Origin of the sequence: Metabacillus sp. 84, from assembly GCF_050107715.1 — a bacterium.
Lineage (GTDB): Bacteria > Bacillota > Bacilli > Bacillales > Bacillaceae > Metabacillus_B.
This window is the reverse complement of the sequence record NZ_JBNILN010000012.1, coordinates 19,237-36,340: the sequence shown is the minus strand read 5'-3', so window position 1 is coordinate 36,340 and position 17,104 is coordinate 19,237. Positions and strand designations below refer to the sequence as shown.

The 17,104-nt window shown below is 42.9% G+C and carries 15 protein-coding genes; 12 read left to right on the top strand and 3 right to left on the bottom strand.

Annotation, left to right across the window (positions count from 1 at the left end; genetic code table 11):
• Positions 1 to 11 precede the first annotated feature (11 nt).
• The gene (rbsK, locus tag ACQCV8_RS16605) at positions 12 to 905 is read left to right on the top strand and encodes a ribokinase (RefSeq protein WP_426846306.1); all 894 of its coding nucleotides are present in this window, start codon (positions 12 to 14) and stop codon (positions 903 to 905) included.
• 237 nt (positions 906 to 1,142) lie between these two features.
• On the opposite strand, the gene ACQCV8_RS16600 is transcribed toward rbsK, so the two are convergent.
• The 3 genes from ACQCV8_RS16600 to ACQCV8_RS16590 all read right to left on the bottom strand — a co-directional run bounded on the left by ACQCV8_RS16600 (position 1,143) and on the right by ACQCV8_RS16590 (position 5,095).
• The gene (locus ACQCV8_RS16600; RefSeq protein WP_426846304.1) at positions 1,143 to 1,916 is read right to left on the bottom strand and encodes a TerC family protein; all 774 of its coding nucleotides are present in this window, start codon (positions 1,914 to 1,916) and stop codon (positions 1,143 to 1,145) included.
• A 790-nt stretch (positions 1,917 to 2,706) separates the two neighbouring features.
• Positions 2,707 to 3,762 carry a hypothetical protein gene (locus ACQCV8_RS16595; RefSeq protein WP_426846302.1) on the bottom strand — a complete coding sequence of 352 codons (1,056 nt, stop codon included), beginning with the start codon at positions 3,760 to 3,762 and terminating at the stop codon, positions 2,707 to 2,709.
• 112 nt (positions 3,763 to 3,874) lie between these two features.
• The gene (locus ACQCV8_RS16590) at positions 3,875 to 5,095 is read right to left on the bottom strand and encodes a hypothetical protein (protein ID WP_426846300.1); all 1,221 of its coding nucleotides are present in this window, start codon (positions 5,093 to 5,095) and stop codon (positions 3,875 to 3,877) included.
• A 191-nt stretch (positions 5,096 to 5,286) separates the two neighbouring features.
• Here ACQCV8_RS16590 and ACQCV8_RS16585 point away from each other — a divergent pair, with 191 nt between their 5' ends.
• From ACQCV8_RS16585 to ACQCV8_RS16535, 11 genes are all read left to right on the top strand, one after another.
• Positions 5,287 to 6,462 (top strand): hypothetical protein, encoded by a 1,176-nt coding sequence (locus ACQCV8_RS16585; RefSeq protein ID WP_426846299.1) that lies wholly within the window; start codon positions 5,287 to 5,289, stop codon positions 6,460 to 6,462.
• 119 nt (positions 6,463 to 6,581) lie between these two features.
• The gene (locus ACQCV8_RS16580; RefSeq protein ID WP_426846297.1) at positions 6,582 to 7,322 is read left to right on the top strand and encodes a sugar phosphate nucleotidyltransferase; all 741 of its coding nucleotides are present in this window, start codon (positions 6,582 to 6,584) and stop codon (positions 7,320 to 7,322) included.
• Positions 7,319 to 8,278 carry a dTDP-glucose 4,6-dehydratase gene (rfbB, locus tag ACQCV8_RS16575; RefSeq protein ID WP_426846295.1) on the top strand — a complete coding sequence of 320 codons (960 nt, stop codon included), beginning with the start codon at positions 7,319 to 7,321 and terminating at the stop codon, positions 8,276 to 8,278. Before ACQCV8_RS16580 ends, rfbB begins: the two co-directional genes overlap by 4 nt.
• Entirely contained in the window at positions 8,250 to 9,125 is an 876-nt protein-coding gene (gene rfbD / locus ACQCV8_RS16570; RefSeq protein ID WP_426846293.1) for a dTDP-4-dehydrorhamnose reductase, read from the top strand. Before rfbB ends, rfbD begins: the two co-directional genes overlap by 29 nt.
• The gene (locus tag ACQCV8_RS16565; RefSeq protein ID WP_426846291.1) at positions 9,122 to 9,580 is read left to right on the top strand and encodes a dTDP-4-dehydrorhamnose 3,5-epimerase family protein; all 459 of its coding nucleotides are present in this window, start codon (positions 9,122 to 9,124) and stop codon (positions 9,578 to 9,580) included. The genes rfbD and ACQCV8_RS16565 overlap by 4 nt, the downstream gene beginning before the upstream one ends.
• 239 nt (positions 9,581 to 9,819) lie before the next feature.
• Positions 9,820 to 10,710, top strand: a complete 891-nt coding sequence (locus ACQCV8_RS16560) for a glycosyltransferase family 4 protein (protein WP_426846289.1) — start codon at positions 9,820 to 9,822, stop codon at positions 10,708 to 10,710.
• A gap of 128 nt (positions 10,711 to 10,838) precedes the next feature.
• Entirely contained in the window at positions 10,839 to 11,861 is a 1,023-nt protein-coding gene (locus ACQCV8_RS16555; protein WP_426846287.1) for a mannose-1-phosphate guanylyltransferase, read from the top strand.
• 31 nt (positions 11,862 to 11,892) lie between these two features.
• Entirely contained in the window at positions 11,893 to 12,858 is a 966-nt protein-coding gene (gene gmd / locus ACQCV8_RS16550) for a GDP-mannose 4,6-dehydratase (RefSeq protein WP_426846285.1), read from the top strand.
• A complete protein-coding gene (locus tag ACQCV8_RS16545; protein ID WP_426846283.1) occupies positions 12,855 to 13,781 on the top strand; it encodes a GDP-mannose 4,6-dehydratase in 927 nt (308 codons plus the stop codon). Before gmd ends, ACQCV8_RS16545 begins: the two co-directional genes overlap by 4 nt.
• A 42-nt stretch (positions 13,782 to 13,823) precedes the next feature.
• Positions 13,824 to 16,232: a DUF4214 domain-containing protein gene (locus ACQCV8_RS16540; RefSeq protein ID WP_426846281.1), complete on the top strand. Its 2,409-nt coding sequence runs from the start codon at positions 13,824 to 13,826 to the stop codon at positions 16,230 to 16,232.
• Positions 16,233 to 16,291: 59 nt separating this feature from the next.
• Complete coding sequence (locus tag ACQCV8_RS16535) at positions 16,292 to 17,053, top strand: sulfotransferase domain-containing protein (protein ID WP_426846279.1); 762 nt, start codon at positions 16,292 to 16,294, stop codon at positions 17,051 to 17,053.
• The last annotated feature ends 51 nt before the right edge of the window (positions 17,054 to 17,104 follow it).

Sequence of the window (17,104 nt, the reverse complement as noted above, 5' to 3'; positions counted from 1 at the left end):
GAGTGAAAAGGTTGGAAAAAATCCTGGTTATCGGAAGTGCATCTATTGATCTTGTCGTTACCTCACCGAGAAGGCCGCAAAACGGAGAAACCGTGCTTGGAGAATCGTTCATTATGGTACCCGGAGGCAAGGGAGCGAACCAGGCGGTTGCAGCTGCAAGGCTTGGGGCTGATGTCTTTATGGCCGGCTGCGTGGGAGATGATTCTTATGGGGAAGCCATTTTGAACAACTTGAAGGAAAATGGCGTAAAGACGGATTACGTGAAAACACTCCCTGAAACAGCGAGCGGAACCGCCCATATTATTTTAGCTGAAGGAGATAACAGCATTGTGGTCGTGCAGGGAGCGAATAAGCTCGTTACTCCCTCTATTGCAGATGAAGCACTGCCTGTTTTAAAAGAAGCCAAAATGGTCCTTATTCAGCAGGAAATTCCGGAAGAAACCGTTGAACATGTAAGCAGGCTCTGCCAGAAGCACGGGGTGCCGCTGCTTTTAAATCCTGCACCGGCACGGACGGCAGCGGGCAAGGTCCTGGACCGTGCAGCGTATATTACGCCGAATGAAACGGAAGCGACGCTCTTGTTTAAAGGTATGCCGCTGGAGCGGGCTCTTGAAGCGAACCCGAATAAGCTTATCATTACCGAAGGGAAAAACGGAGTCCGGTATCATGATGGCAAGGAAATTCGATCAATCCCGCCCTTTCCTGTGGAAGCCCTGGATACGACAGGAGCTGGAGATACCTTTAACGCAGCCTTTGCTGTTGCTTGCTCAGAGGGAAAAAACTTGGCCGAAAGCATTCGGTTCGCCAACCGAGCAGCCTCTATTTCCGTAACAAAAATTGGTGCCCAGGGCGGGATGCCTTACCGGAAAGAGGTTGATCAAACGCTTTTGGAAGCACCCGAGTAAGGAACTGGGCAGGAACTGGGCCGATCTCCTGCCGGCGAGGTTCCGCCTGTATTGAAATGATAAAGAAAAACTCCTGTCTCTTAAAACCGTTTATATTTTTGCCCAATTCTAGTTCTTGTCCTTGTTTATTTGCCTCACAGCAGGACCCCCCCATTCAAACTGTGAGAATCCTTTACAAATTTAGGTCAGCAGGAGCGGGAAAAAAATAACGTGCGGGAAACCGCACGTTATTTATCGTTATTTCCCATTAGCAGCTTCGCTTTTAGGCTGCTCTTTTGACAAAAACCAGCCCGCTACGGCAATGACCAGGAGGACAGACCAGAAAATGACTTTCCAGGTCAGGCTTTTCCCGAATCCTTCAGAAATAATGGCAAGTTCCGGGTGAGAAAGGGCATAAACGGCAAGCTTTACCCCAACCCAGGCTACAATGGCGAAGGCTGCCGTTTCAAGGCCCGGTCTCCGTTCGAGCAATACAACGAAGTAGCTGGCGGCAAATCGCATAATGACAAGCCCGATGATTCCCCCTGTAAGAATCACAGCAAAGTGTCCGCCGTCCAATCCTCCGATTTCCGGAAGATTTGTTTCAGGTAAAGTAACAGCGAGGGCAACCGCTGCAAGGATGGCATCAACAGCAAACGCAATATCGGCTACCTCTACCTTAAGGACGGTCATCCAGAACCCGGAGCCTTCGTTCTTCGGCTTTTCGGCTTTCACCTTTGGCTTCAATACGTGCTTCTTCAAAATATGGTAAATGGCGATCCCGAACAGATAAAGGGCTCCAATTGCCTGAACCTGCCAGATATCCACCAGATATGAGATGATAAACAGTGAGCCGAATCGGAATACAAATGCTCCTGCAAGCCCGTAAAATAAAGCTTTTTTCCTTTTCTCTTCAGGCAGGTGCTTAACCATGGTGGCAATAACCAGGGCATTATCCGCAGCAAGAATTCCTTCCAGCCCAATTAATATTAACAGGACCCACCCATATTCCAGCAATATTCCAGCGTCCATTGTGCTTCCTCCTTTACGAATCCTATTGTTTAGTTTCTTTCTTTTTTAGCAATCCATTCTACAAATGTCATCTATGTGGAAGCGGAGCACGCAGCTGTTCTGCCGGGCTCTGCTGTAATTGCAGGAAAAGGCTTCTCGGCGGATGATAAACTTCAAGCGTTAAAATCGTGACGGCATATAGTTTTATGGTCACAAGTAAAAGGATTTTCTTTTGCAGGTTACCTTCCAATTATATTTCGGCTTCTCCTTTAGTTTATTAAATTGGGTTGTGCAGCGCAGTCTGCATAATATCAGATTGCAGGAAGCCTCCTTTTTTATACAATGGCTTTGTTAAAGCATGGTATTGATTTTTCACACCTGTTGATTGGACGGAAGGCGTGAGACTCCGAGCTAAGAGCAGCAGTACAGGTGAGACCCTGCGGAAAGGGAACGCCTGCAGCGGAAATCAACAGCCAAGTTTAACAGAGCTTATACAAAAAAACCTTCACCTGATCCGGTGAAGGGTTGAATTCCATACTTTTTCCTTCACCAAAAATGGCAAAGGTCCCGCAAACAACATACAGTTGCCAACTGAGCCGGTGATGAATCATCACGTATTGTCGACGCAGCTGTAAGCTACTCCCCTTTGGAGTATATAAGCTCTTAATGAGCACAGCCTTAACTCTTCGGCTATAAGAAAATAATACCGGATAGCCAGGCATGCCGTCAATAAATAATACTTTTGAAAATGCTTGTCCAAAATGGAGGCTGTCAAAATAGAGAGGGGGCTGTCGTTTTTTTTTTATATGCATTATCGGAACTTTTTGTTCGGTGAAGTGTCCGGATTTTCCCCGTCCGGCAGCTGCATGTCTGCAGTTAGCTGGCTGATTTGCCTTTCTAATTGATGAATCATATCTATGCCTGCTGTAATTTGCTTTCCATATTCCGATACCCGGGATTGCAAGTGCTGGATTTTCTTTTTTTGGGCCATTGATGTTTGGATGAGCTTCCGATTTGGCATGTGAGAAGCAATGCGCTCCTTCGAGTAGAAAGAACGAATGTCTATCATCAGCTGGTATATTTTTTTCTGCAGCTCTGATTGAACAGCCTGCATGGATGATTTCTCCTTTAATAGCCGTCTTTTTTCAGCCTCCAGCAGCTTATTTTTTTGCTGCAAGTCACTAATGGAGTCCTGCATTTCTCTATGCTGACGATCCATCTCGCCCAATTCCTGATGAAGCGAGCTGACGATCGTTTCCAGCTGCGGGACAGAATCAGCTGTTTTTCGAACCATCTCATATTTTTCCTTCAGCTCTTCATTCCCTGATTGAAGATTTTCTAAAACGGAGTTGAGTTCTATAATTTGATGGTTGAGAGAGTGAATGGTTTGAGTGCTTTTCTCTTCGCCTTCCATCTTCTCGCTCAGCTGCTGCTTCAATTCAATGCATTCTTTATTTTTAACATCATAATCGTTTTGAAGAGTCATGATGTGGTCCCTTAAGCTGTCAATCTCTGTTTGCTTTGATTCGATATCATGTTTCACGTTCTTCATTTCCTGATTTTTTTCACTTAATAGCTGGATGGTTTCTAAGTAATATTGTTCCTGGACTGAAAAGGCCTCTGCTTTTCCAGCGTATTCATTAAGCTCAGCCTTCATTTCATTCAGCTCATTTTCCTTCTGCTGAAGGTTTTTCATCAGATCTGCATTTTCCAGCTTCAGCGTCTTTACCTTGTGATTATGACCATTCTTCTGATATTCGTCCACTACTGCCATGTACTTATTTAATTCAGCCTTAAGACGAATGTTTTTCTGCTGTAGAGTCAGCAATTCCTGGAGCTCCTCCTTCACCGCATGCCTTCTGTCCATAGAGCGCCTCCTCCTTTTCACATAGGCTCATACACAATCTATATATATGTGCAGGAAAAGAGTGGTGTTCCGCTGCAGAAGAAAATAAAAATACCCGTGATGAACACAGGTATTAAAATGAAAACGAAATGCTGTTATTAGAACTGAATACATGTTTTCCTTCATTAAAATAAACAAATCCCCCGATTGCTATCGCGTTTCTTTCCTCTGCATAGTCAATGGTGATTTTATAGGCAGGAAAAACAGCCGTCTCACCAGGGTTGATTTGCAGCGCCTGGATGGATGTAATCCAGTATTCACCCTTTGATTTAACCCTCTCTCTCCAATCCTCATACACATATCGCCACCCTTTTTCCCCGCTGCTGCCGATTGTAGCCATACCTGAAACCATTCTTGGAGGAATAATCTGCCCTTGGAGCGAAACGCCTTGTCCAGCAGGGACTTTAATGCAAATGACAGGGCTATGGAGGATTTCATTACCGGTATTCTTCATATATAAATTTCCATTGATTAAAAACCCTTCTCCTTCTGAATCCTTTTGAGGTGGAAGCACCGTATAATCAAAAAAGATTTCAGCCTTCGCTTCTCTCTTTACAGCCTGAATGGTCTTTTGGCTGTCAGCTTCTTTTATTTCAGCGGATGAAGCTTCCCCTGCTTCCTCCGTTTCCCGGGATGGAACCGATTCGGAGCTGCTCCATAACCGTTTCAGCATAGCCTTTTGTTTGTCAGCCGGAAGATACGCGAACGGCTTCTCTTGATGGTACCGGTGTAGATAACGCATGATGGCCCTTGCCAGAATCAGTTTGACCTGTTCATAAACGGAGGAAGTTTCCGTTAGCTGAGGGAGACGGCATTTGATTCGGATCAGGCGTCCTGAGGCAGTTGGAACGGCTGGTACTTCTTTAAGCTGAAAGGCCATTTTGTTTTCATTCAGTTCACTCATCAGCATGTTCCGCAGCCGCTCATCGACCAATGGCTGATGCTCAATCAGAATGGAAGGAGAATGCCCATGCATGCCTTCCGTTACATCCAGCAGGATGGAAAGACCCGGCACAGAATTTGCAGCTTTTCCTTGATCTGTTAAGGAAGACAAACCGCCTGCAGCTAACAAGCGGAGAATTTCCTGAACAAAGTCTTGGCTTGCCTTCCCTTTATTCTCAGAAAAGATGCAGACACGTTCCTGATGCAGGCTTGAGTACAAATCCATTCGTTGCTCTGACATATTATAGCTTGAATAGAGACCTTGCTTTTCGCAGAACAGCCGAAAGCCCACCAATGAATCATATGGAATTTTCATATGAAATTCGCGGTCAAAAAAAACGGAAATATTCATAGAACAGTCCCCTCTTTGCTTACTTATAGGCTACTTCCTATCTATATGGTCTTATCACCAATTTATGCAAGGTTATCCAAAACAGGCATTTGCTTCAGAACCATTTTAAAAATCTATCCATAGTATGGAGAGAAAACACAACTTATTTAGAAAGGAAGATCCTTTTGTTAAAACCTATTAGGGGGTCTCAATTGACTCCTAACAACGTGCAAGAAGAATGTATCCGCGTACCAAAGGTTTATGACTGGGTATTTGACGCAATCTCCACTGATACAGGCATTGCCTTGTCAGAGGATTGTGAAGCAGCTGTTGCTGCAGCAGTAGCAGCTGGCAGAACTCCGCTTGATGTAACATGTGAGGTTCCGGATGTAGGCGGTTTCTTCCCGCTTGATCAGCCACAGGATCCTAACGCATTGTGTACGGTTTCTTCAAGAATCGAAAGAAGAGTCATCAATGGGCAGGAGCTTGCCATTGTAAAAGTTATTTTTACAATCAGACCATTGATCAACATTTTTGACAGCGAAGGAACACTTCTTTGCTCATTCCGCCCAACAATCAGCGAATCTCGCCGCCTTGTTGTTTGTGCTCCAGAGCCGTTCACAAGCGACAACGTATTTTGCCGCATCATTGCTCTAAGCTGCGACACGAATTTCATCGAAACGGGTGTGCCTGATCTTGGCCTTCAAGTTATGCTTGATATTTGCTTCGAAATTCAAGTTGAAGCAGATGTAAAACTGGAAGTATTGGCTAAGTTCTGCTTCCCGCGTCCAAATGATATCGTAATCCCGCCAAGTGCCGTCTGCCCTGAGTTTGAATTCCCTGCTCAATGCGACTTCTTCCCGCGCGACAACTGTGACTGCCAGGCGTTTGTTGACACAGATCCGCTTTCACCTCCGGGAGTTGCCATTACGTTCTCTGCTATCCTTTTCCCGACTGATTTGGATGCAGGAAGCTTTACAACTGAATTGAACGCAGAAATTTGTGACAACTGTAACTTGACTGGAAGCACAATTGAATGGATCGTAGAAGACCTTCTAGTTCCTACAGGAACTGCGGATCAAAGCTTCACATTTACGGCTACTGAAATCGGTATGCCTACTTGCACAACCATTCCAGGAGTAGCAACAACGATGGTGGTTACCGGTTCAGGTACTGTAGCATTTGCAGACCCTGGTGTAGCGGACCGTCCAGTGTTGTTTACAATGACATTGGTTGAAAATGCTGCGCTTCTTGATTCTTATGCTTTCGTACTGACTGACTTGGCTGCAGCACCTTTAATCACATTCGCTGGTGCCGGTGTAGCATTTGTTCCAGACGAAGACTTGGTTGTTCAGGACTGCTTGACATTCCCTAATATCATCGGTTAATACCGGATCATGAAGAGAATATCTTGAAAAAGAAGGGGAAACCCTTCTTTTTTCTGACTATAACCCAATTTTTCCTTCATTTATCGGATTAAAAATAAACGTACAGGGAGATTGATAGTGTGAAAGGAGTTATTCTTGCCGGCGGTACAGGATCCAGGCTACGTCCATTAACCAAGATTATCAATAAACACCTATTGCCCGTAGGCAGCGATCCTATGATCTATTGGCCGATTTCTAAACTAAGGGATGCAGGAATCTGCGATATTATGATTGTCACGAATCAGCATCATCTAAGTTCCTTTATCGAGCTTTTAGGATTGGGTGAAGCAATGTCTGTGAACCTTGTATATCAAATTCAAAAGACAGAAGGCGGAGGAATTGCTGACGCTCTTTTAGGTGCAAAGGAATTTATTGGTGAAGATAAATTTGTGGTGCTGCTTGGTGATAATATTTTCGAAGATTCATTGGCCTCTTATGTTCATGCCTTCCATTCACAAAAGACCGGTGCCAGAGTCCTTTTAAAACAAGTGGAGGATCCGGGCCGCTATGGTGTTCCAGAGCTGGATCATGCAGCAAACAGAATTCGTAAAATTCGGGAAAAACCCGTTCACCCTGCATCTTCTTTTTGTGTTACCGGCATATATATGTACGATCAGGAAGTTTTCCGCTTTATCAAAAAAATACAGCCTTCTGAACGAAATGAATTAGAAATTACGGATGTGAACAACCTCTACATTCAAAGCAATGAGCTTCAATTTGACATCCTTAGCGGGTGGTGGATTGACGCAGGAACCCATGAATCACTGTTTAAAGCAACTCAGTATGTATACGAAGGTTTTTCAAAGGAGAGTTCCTTTTGACTAAACATCTATTAGTAACTGGAGGAGCAGGCTTTATCGGGTCCAACTTCATCTCCTATCTTTTAAAAAACACGAATTACCGCATTACAAATATTGATTCATTAACCTATGCAGGGATGAATGGAAAAACCGAACTTTTTTCAAAAACGAACCGCTATCGTTTTATCAAATGCGATATTGGGGACAGCCGGGAACTAATCCCTGTTTTGGACCATGAATATGATGCCATTATCAACTTTGCAGCTGAATCCCATGTAGACAGAAGCATTGTCGATGCGGCACCATTTATCCGCACAAATATTAATGGCACATTTAATCTACTGCAAGCTGTTTTAAAAGGAAAAGCCAGGAAAATGATTCAAGTCTCAACCGATGAAGTATACGGGTCGCTTGAACCATCCGATCCTCCCTTCACGGAAAAGACCCCTCTCGCTCCTAACAATCCTTACTCTGCAAGTAAAGCGAGTGCTGATTTATTGGTAAGATCCTTTTTCCAAACGCATCAGCTTCCGCTAATTATCACGCGCTGCAGCAATAATTATGGACCCAGGCAGCATACGGAAAAATTAATTCCTAAAGTCATTTTTAATGCATTGCGCAATAAAGAAATTCCTTTATATGGCGACGGATTGAATGTACGGGATTGGATTTATGTGGAAGATCATTGCCGCGCGGTGCTTGCAGCACTTGAAAAAGGAGCTCCAGGTGAAATCTATAATTTTGGAGGATCTGAAGAAAAGACAAATATGGATGTGATCCTGAACATCCTTCACCACTTAGGGAAAGACACAGCATTGATCCGCAAAGTGACAGACCGTAAAGGGCATGATCGAAGGTATGCGATGAACTCGTCTAAAGCCATGAAGGAGCTGGGCTGGAAACAAAATCTCTCTTTTGATGATGGGTTAAAAAGAACGATTGACTGGTATGTTCAAAACGATTTTGAAGGACGGTGAAACCTTGAAGATAGTGATTACCGGTGCCGGCGGACAATTAGGAAAAGAATTGGCAAGAAAACTAAATCCCAATCATACGGTATACAGCCTTGCAAAAAACGAGCTGGACATTACGAATCAGACAGAAGTGAATCGCACGATTTCTAGAATCCAACCGGAAATCATCATTCATGCTGCAGCCTATACAGCGGTCGACCTATGTGAAACAGAGGTAAAAAAAGCATTGGAAGTAAACGGCATCGGAGCAGGGAATGTTGCCTTGGCTGCTGAAAATGCAAATTCAAAAATGTTCTATATCAGCTCTGATTATGTCTTTAATGGAACGAAGCATACGCCCTATGAGGAGACGGATACACCCGACCCAGTTTCAGTTTACGGAATAAGCAAACGGCTGGGTGAGCAGCTCGTTCTCCGATATGCGGGAGGAACGATTGTCCGCACCTCCTGGCTGTATGGACATGATGGGAAAAACTTTGTCAAAACGATGCTCTTCCTTGCAGGGAAGAATAAAGAAATCAAAGTGATTGATGACCAAATTGGATCACCAACCTACACAGGTGACCTGTCTGACACGATCATCCAACTTTTCTCAAAAAAACAAGGCATTTACCATGTGAGCAATTCCGGGTCATGCACCTGGTATGAATTTGCCCGAACAATTTTCGAAGAAGCGGGTTTCAACCCTAATCTCGTATTGCCAACGACTACAGAAGAGTATGGTTCCAAAGCTCCCAGACCACATTATTCCGTTCTGGCTCATACAGCGATGAATCGGGCGGGAGCGGGACCGATCCGCCCATGGAGAAAGGCATTAAAGGAATTTATCAGAAAGGAGCTTACCCAATGATTGAAGGTGTAAAAGTGAAAAAGTTAAAAAAGCACTGTGACGATCGGGGTTTCTTTGCAGAACTCATCCGTGATGATGAACCGGATTTAATGTCAAAGTTTGGGCAGGCATCCTGGTCCATGAGCTATCCAGGTGTCATTAAAGCCTTTCACTATCATGAAAAACAGGATGACCTTTGGTTCTTTCCTTCGGGAAACGCCCAGGTTGTTTTATACGATATGAGAGAACATGCTTCTACAAAAGGAGAAACAGATGTGTATTACATGGGAGAAGAAAATCCCATGATGCTTTTGATTCCTAAAGGGGTAGCACACGGTTACCGGGTGCTTGGGGAGAAGCCTGTTTCCATCATCTATTTCACAACCGAATCATACAAGGCTGAATCTCCGGATGAAAAGAGAATTCCCTGGAACGACCCCGGCATAGCGTTTAACTGGGAAACAGAAAACCGATAAGGAATGTTCAGAGGTGGCGTATGAAAAATGGAGTAAATCTAATCGGGTATACCAGAGCAGAATCCGGTTTAGGGGAAGCCTGCCGTTCAGCAGCTAAAGCTTTGCAGGCGGCAGGAGTCCCTTTTCAGCTGATCAACTTTCCCTTCCATTCCTCTAGGGAAGGGGACCTTAGCTGGCAGCATAAAGAAGGACAAAATCCAATTTACAGAACGAATATTTTTTTTCTTAATGCCGATCAAATGTATATTCAAATCCGGAAAAAGAAAATTAAAACCGGCTGGCTCAGTAACCGGTATAACATTGGATACTGGCATTGGGAATTGCCTGAATTCCCGGATCACTGGGTAAAATGCTTTGAATTAGTTGATGAGATATGGGTCCCCTCAAGCTTCACCCACCACTCAGTGTCAAGCAAAACCGGTAAACCTGTACGGATTATTCCCCATGCCGTTTCTTTTGATATCCCCGCAGACCGTGACCGCAGCATTTTTCAATTGCCCGAAAGCCGTTTTCTTTTTTTAACCATGTTCGATCTTTTCAGTACTGCAGCAAGAAAAAATCCATACTCCGTGATTAAAGCATTTAAACAAGCCTTTACAAAGGAAAATCAAGATGCGGGTTTAGTCATCAAAGTTAACAACGCATCTTTTCACCCCGTAGAAATGGAAAAAGTAAAACAAACAATCGCAGGGTGGCCCAACATTTTCCTTATAGAAAAAGATCTCTGCCGCCAGGAAGTATATGGGCTTATGAATGCAGCTGATTGTTACATCTCGCTTCATCGTTCCGAAGGTTTTGGATTACCCCTGGCTGAGTCGATGTTCCTCGGGAAACCAGTCATCGCTACGAATTGGTCCGGGAATCTGGAGTTTATGGATCCTGGCAACTCGTTATTAGTTGGCTACACCTTAAAGAAAGTAGAAGAAAACTTCGGTCCCTATACCACTGACCAAATGTGGGCTGAACCTGATACGGAGCAAGCCGCTGAACGGATGAGAAAAGTAGTGGAGAATAACAATTTTGCGATACAGATTGGTAGACTTGGAAAAAAAACTGCAGAAAGCAAATTATCTCCCCAAACCATAGGAAATATCTATAAGAACCGACTTAAGGAACTTAAATTATACTAGGAATACACCTTCAAAATAAACGAAAACCATGAAAAATAGATTATTGCAACAAGCGAACCAGTATATAAGCACATATCATAAAACAGCTACTTGTTTGACTACTAAAAGAATTCTGAGGTGCTGTATACATGAAGGTCGTAATAATGGCAGGAGGAAAAGGGACACGATTTTGGCCATGGAGCACAAAGAAAAGACCTAAACAATTCTTACCTTTAGTAACGGAAGAAACGATGCTGCAGCAAACTTACAGCAGATTTCAAAAATGGCTTGCGCCTGAAAAGATTTTTATTGTTACATCAGAAGAGTTTGTTCCGCTCGTAAAAGAACAAATCCGTTTCATGCATGACGAACAAATAATCATAGAACCTGAACAAAGGGACACCGGACCATGCATGGCTTTAACCGCACTAAAATTTTTAGAAGAAGAAGATGATGAAGTGTTTGCAGCAGTGCCTTCAGACCACTTCATTCCTGAAGATGCCCAGCTTTTTGAAATATTTGAATTAGGCGAAGAAATAGCTGAAGCAGATCACTCGATTGTAACAATAGGGATTACACCGACACGGCCGGAAACAGGCTATGGCTACATTCAAGCAAAAAGTGAAGGCCCTAAAAACAATGTTCTACCTGTGGAAGCTTTTATCGAAAAACCAGATAAAAAAAAGGCGCAATCACTAATTTCCAAGGAGAACGTATATTGGAATGGCGGAGTGTTTATATGGAAACCTTCAACGATTGCTTTTTATATGGAAAAGCTTCAGCCGGAGCTTTGGAAAATGGCAACAGAATCCCAAAAAATCACAAGGGACCAGTATTCCCTTTTCCCAAAAATTTCAGTGGACTATGCCATTTTGGAAAAAGCAGAAACGATCTACACGATTCCGGTCAATATGCTTTGGGATGATATTGGCAGCTGGGGCGCATGGGATCGGCTCCACAAAAAAAGCGGCGATGATAATCTGCTAATTGGCAATATTTCTATATCAGAATCAAAAAATTGCATTATTAAATCTGAAGATCGTAAAACAGTCGTTATAGGAGTAGAGGATTTGATCATAGCCTCTACTCCTCACGGGCTATTAATCTGCCACAAATCTTACGAAAAAGACCTTAAAGGGATCCTTCAGGAAATTTCAAATCGGGAAGCGTAAGGAGCCTAAAGAAATAATTGGAGATGGTCATGTGAAAAGAGCATTGATTACCGGGATCACCGGTCAAGATGGATCTTACCTCGCTGAATTACTGTTAAAAAAAGGGTATAAAGTCTTCGGACTAAAAAGAAGAACGGCTACCCCTAACTTTCAGAACATTAGCCATTTGATTGACGATATAGAATTAATTCCAGGTGATTTACTGGATTTGGCCTCACTGATCCATGCGGTAGACATCTCAAACCCTGATGAAGTATATCACCTGGCTGCCCAATCCTTTGTAGGGGACTCATGGACACACCCCCTTTATACCGGCCAGGTCACAGCATTAGGGGTAACCAATATGCTTGAGGCTGTAAGGACAGTAAAACCGGACGCCCGTTTTTATCAAGCTTCAAGCAGTGAAATGTTTGGGAGGGTTTTAGAAACTCCCCAAACAGAAAAAACTCCATTTTACCCGCGAAGTCCCTATGGTGTCTCCAAACTATACGGGCACTGGATTACTGTCAACTATCGGGAAAGCTATGGGATGTATACATGCTCAGGAATTTTGTTTAACCATGAGTCTCCAAGAAGAGGACTGGAATTTGTCACGAGGAAAATTACAGACGCCGCAGCTAATATTAAACTCGGCAGGCAAAAGGAGCTGCGCCTGGGAAACCTGGAGGCAAAGCGCGACTGGGGTTATGCAGGGGATTATGTAAAGGCGATGTGGCTCATGCTTCAGCAGGAAAAACCGGAGGATTTTGTCATTGCTACAGGAGAAACCCATACTGTAAAAGAATTCGTAGAGATCGCGTTTGAACATGCAGGTCTAAACTGGAAAGATTACGTGATTCAGGACGAAAAATTCATGCGCCCTGCTGAGGTCGATCTATTACTAGGCAGCCCTGAAAAAGCTAAAAAACAATTGCAGTGGAGCCCTGAAGTTTCTTTTAACGAATTGGTGAAAATGATGGTGGATCATGATATTGAAAAGGTTCAATCAAAAATATGAGAGCGTTAATTACAGGAATTAACGGCTTTGTCGGCCCTTATTTACAGCATCAGCTGAAAGCTGAAGGTGCTGAAGTTTATGGAACCACTAGAAGGCAAAGTTCCTGTAAGGAGATCTATCAATTAAATTTGAAGAATCAAGATCACATCCTTCGTTTATTAAATAAGATAAAGCCAACTCATATTTTTCATTTAGCAGGTCTGAGCAATGTGAAAGAGTCATGGTCAAACATCTCAGAAACATTGGAGACCAATACGATTGGCACGATTAACGTACTTGAAGCCGTAAAGAAGTATAAAAATCATGTAAGAGTCCTCACCATCGGTTCTTCTGAAGAATACGGGAAGATTTCTGATGGAATCTATAAAACCGGTGAAAAAACTCCTTTAAATCCTCTAAGTCCTTACGGGACCAGTAAAGCAGCGGTAAGTATGATCACACAGAACTACCATAAAGGGTACGGCGTAGACGTTATCCATATCAGGCCGTTTAATCATATCGGAGCAGGGCAAAAAAAAGGATTTGTAACTGCGGATTTTGCTTATCAAGTTGCTATGATCGCCAAAGAACAAACGGATTCAAATAAGATCACGGTTGGAAACCTGGCATCCTTCCGGGATTTTACGGATGTCAGGGATATAGTCAGAGCATACCACCTGCTTGCTTTAAAGGGATTTTCAGGAGAAATTTATAATGTTTGTTCTGGAATGGCTGTAAAGATTGAAGAACTTCTTAATACGTTCATCTCATTTTCTTCTAAGGAAATAACCATTAACGTAGATCCTGAAAAACTAAGACCTTCCGAAGTACCTCATCTTGTGGGAGACTGTACAAAGCTTACTGAATTAACTGGCTGGGAACCGGCTATCCCTATAGTCAACTCCCTTCAAGATATCTACCAAGACTGGATCGATCAATTGTAATGGCTGCAGTGGCTGTGTTCGCAATAAAAAGGAGGATTTGTTTTGGAAATTATTAAGATTTTAAGAGAAGTCTTCCTTCAGGAAGATCAGCAGTTTATTTCAGCTCTTTATATGGAAATGCTAAACCGGCCGCCTTCAAAAGAGGAAGCCAATGATTATTTGAACCAATTTTCATCCGGCGCTTCAAAATTGGACGTATTAGCTGCCATAATAAGCAGTAAAGAAGCGCGTATATTATATGATAAACCCCTCACATCCTCGGGCAAAGATCAGCGAAAAACGGCTGCAAATAAAATGCGCAAGATATTCAAATACGAGCAAACCAGGTTAATTAAAGAATTATACAGGGAACTGCTCTGTAGAGAAGCTGATCAAAACGGCCTGCAAAATCACCTGTATTTTTTGAATAAAATGAAGAGAAATGGCACGGTGTTTAAACTCTTTATGAACATTCTCATGTCAGAAGAAGCTTTAAACAATCTGCTTCTATCTTCCCCTGATAAGGATGAAGCACCAAAAGCAGTATTTGGAGATTTTAAATCCTCTCCTATTAAGAAGCACGATCAGAAAAACCCCCTTAGTCATTATGTCTTGAACAAAAAAACTTCCATCATCATCCTTACGTGGAACGGAATTGAGCATACAAAAAAGTGCTTGGAATCCCTCCGGAAAACAATCAGGCATCAGTTAGTCGAGGTAGTTGTATTTGACAATGGAAGCACGGACGGCACAGTGGAATATTTGCAGTCACTTAATTGGATTAAAGCTGTCTACAATAACAAAAATATAGGTTTTACCGCCGGCAACAATGAAGCGCTGAAATATTGTGATCCTAACAATGATATCGTGCTTTTAAACAACGATATGATTTTAGAACAGGAAGACTGGATGGATTTGCTGCAGGAAACTGCCTACAGTGATGCAAGGATTGGGGTAGCAGGAGCGAGGCTATGCGGAGCTGATGGAGATTTAGAAGGGAAATTGCTTCATGCAGGATCCTATATTTATCCGGATGACCTCGCCGGGCAGCAAATTGGCGGAGTGGAAACGGATGTTAACCAATATTCCGCCATAAGAGATGTTCAGGGAATCGTATTTGCGTGCGCCTATATAAAACGGGATACTATTGACCAAATAGGCTTTTTGGATACTGACTATTTTGCCTACTTCGAGGATACTGACTATTGTTTAAGAGCAATTTCAAACGGCTTGAGAGTCGTGCTTGATGGAAGGGTAACGTTAAAACACATTCATAATGGAGCAACAAAGACAAATAAGGTGAGTTTCTGGAATATTTATAAGCCTTCCCAGAAAATATTCGAACGCAAATGGAAAAATTACCTTCAATCTCAATATCAGCAGTCCGTAAATTGGCATTCCACCGTCAATCTTCCTTTTTTTGGATATGCTAACTCCTCCAGAAATATCATGCTTGCTCTTGACGAACAAAATGTAGAAGTCCGCTACCGTTTCGTGTACGGTAAAGGGACGCCCATCCTTCTTGAAGAATCCTCTAAAATTGACGATCATCGGCTAAATCTATTCAGCCGGAGAGCACGCGATCCACATGCTCCGGATGTTATTTACGGCCAGGGAGATGTTTTCTTCAAAAATAAAGGACGCTATAATGTCGGATACACCATGCTTGAGGTTGATGGCCTTCCTGCAGAATGGGTCAGACAGTCCAACATGATGAATGAAATATGGGTCCCTTCGCAATTCAACGCAGAAACGTTCCGTGAAAGCGGTGTTAACGTCCCTATCCATGTTGTTCCGTTGGGAATCGATCCTAATTATTTTAATCCTGGCATACAGGGCACTCGTTTCTCAGATAAATTCACCTTTCTATCCGTTTTTGAATGGGGAGAACGGAAAGCCCCGGAAGACCTATTCCGTACATTTTTAACAGAATTTGCTGCTAATGATGATGTACTGCTGGTATGTAAGATTACCAATAATGATCCGTCTGTAAACGTTGAACATGAAATTCAAAAACTCGGGTTTAAAGACTTTGGATCCAAGGTTTTGATTTTGCTCAATCAGAAATTACCTACCCACTTAATGGGCAGCTTGTATCGTTCTGCTGATTGTTTTGTGCTATCGACTAAGGGAGAAGGCTGGGGAATGCCGATATTAGAAGCCATGGCATGCGGGATCCCCTCGGTTGCAACCGATTGGAGCGCACAGCAGGAATTTTTAAACATTCATACCGGTTATCCTGTAAACGTCAAAAAGCTGGTTCCCGCAATCGCCAGGTGTCCCTATTATAAAGGGTTCAAATGGGCCGAACCAGACCTTGAGCATCTTGCCTTTCAATTGCGTCATGTTTATGAGAACCGGGAAACAGCGAAAGAGAAAAGCCATCATGCTGCCAATAAGATAATAGAAAGCTGGACTTGGAAAAACACCGCTTTAAAAATTAAACAACGATTAGATGAAATTGGTTCGTGAAAGGAATCCGGCTATTCCAGAACGGGGCATAATTGATATTTTTAAAAGAGGCGATATTCATGAACTTACCAAGAATATTTGTAAACTCAGTCCCGAAAAGCGGGACCCACCTTTTGCTGCAGATTATGCTTGGGATCCCCGGGACTCGGAAGGTTAAGGGGATTTTAGGTGAGAATGCAAATTATGTAAAGGAAATGGTGCCGGGAGAAGTCACCTATGGCCACCTCTATTATGTAAAAAGCACAATTGATCTTCTGAATAATGAGAACATTCGAAGGTTTTTCATCTACAGAGATCCAAGAGATGTAACGGTCTCCATGGTGTATTACGCATTATATATGAGTGAAACGACGTTTTTGCATAATTATTTAAAAAACACTCCCGGCACTGTCAGTGACCATATAATGACTGTTATTAACGGCATTAAAAATCTTGATGTCCAAACGGCCGAAACCCTTTTGCATGGCCATACCGAGTATCCGAATATTAATGAATTTTACAATCAGTTTATGGATTGGTCTCAGGATCCTAACACATTTTCTGTCCGATATGAAGAGCTTATTGATCAACGGAACCGGCACCATATCCTTCATAATATGGCTGGTTTTCTTGAGGAAGATTTGAAAGGTTTAGACCTGGAAAAAGAAAAAATTGCAGAAATGATGAATCACAACATTAATCCGAAAATGTCTCCCACCTTTAGAGAAGGGAAGACTGGAGGATGGAAAAACCATTTTACAGAAGAGCATAAACGGCGTTTCAAAGAAGTGGCAGGGGATTTGTTAATCAGGCTGGGGTACGAAACGGATGATCATTGGTAGTCCTCCTGCTCATGCCGAACCTCAATAATAACTGGATGGAAGATGACTGTC

Bases quoted from the DNA above. Each gene is read 5' to 3' on its own strand.
- ACQCV8_RS16560 (WP_426846289.1), top strand. From the start codon at position 9,820: ATGTATATTCAAATCCGGAAAAAGAAAATTAAAACCGGCTGGCTCAGT.
- ACQCV8_RS16565 (WP_426846291.1), top strand. From the start codon at position 9,122: ATGATTGAAGGTGTAAAAGTGAAAAAGTTAAAAAAGCACTGTGACGAT.
- ACQCV8_RS16595 (WP_426846302.1), bottom strand. From the start codon at position 3,762: ATGGACAGAAGGCATGCGGTGAAGGAGGAGCTCCAGGAATTGCTGACT.
- ACQCV8_RS16545 (WP_426846283.1), top strand. From the start codon at position 12,855: ATGAGAGCGTTAATTACAGGAATTAACGGCTTTGTCGGCCCTTATTTA.
- ACQCV8_RS16535 (WP_426846279.1), top strand. From the start codon at position 16,292: ATGAACTTACCAAGAATATTTGTAAACTCAGTCCCGAAAAGCGGGACC.
- ACQCV8_RS16590 (WP_426846300.1), bottom strand. From the start codon at position 5,095: ATGAATATTTCCGTTTTTTTTGACCGCGAATTTCATATGAAAATTCCA.
- ACQCV8_RS16600 (WP_426846304.1), bottom strand. From the start codon at position 1,916: ATGGACGCTGGAATATTGCTGGAATATGGGTGGGTCCTGTTAATATTA.
- rfbD (WP_426846293.1), top strand. From the start codon at position 8,250: ATGTTCAAAACGATTTTGAAGGACGGTGAAACCTTGAAGATAGTGATT.
- ACQCV8_RS16555 (WP_426846287.1), top strand. From the start codon at position 10,839: ATGAAGGTCGTAATAATGGCAGGAGGAAAAGGGACACGATTTTGGCCA.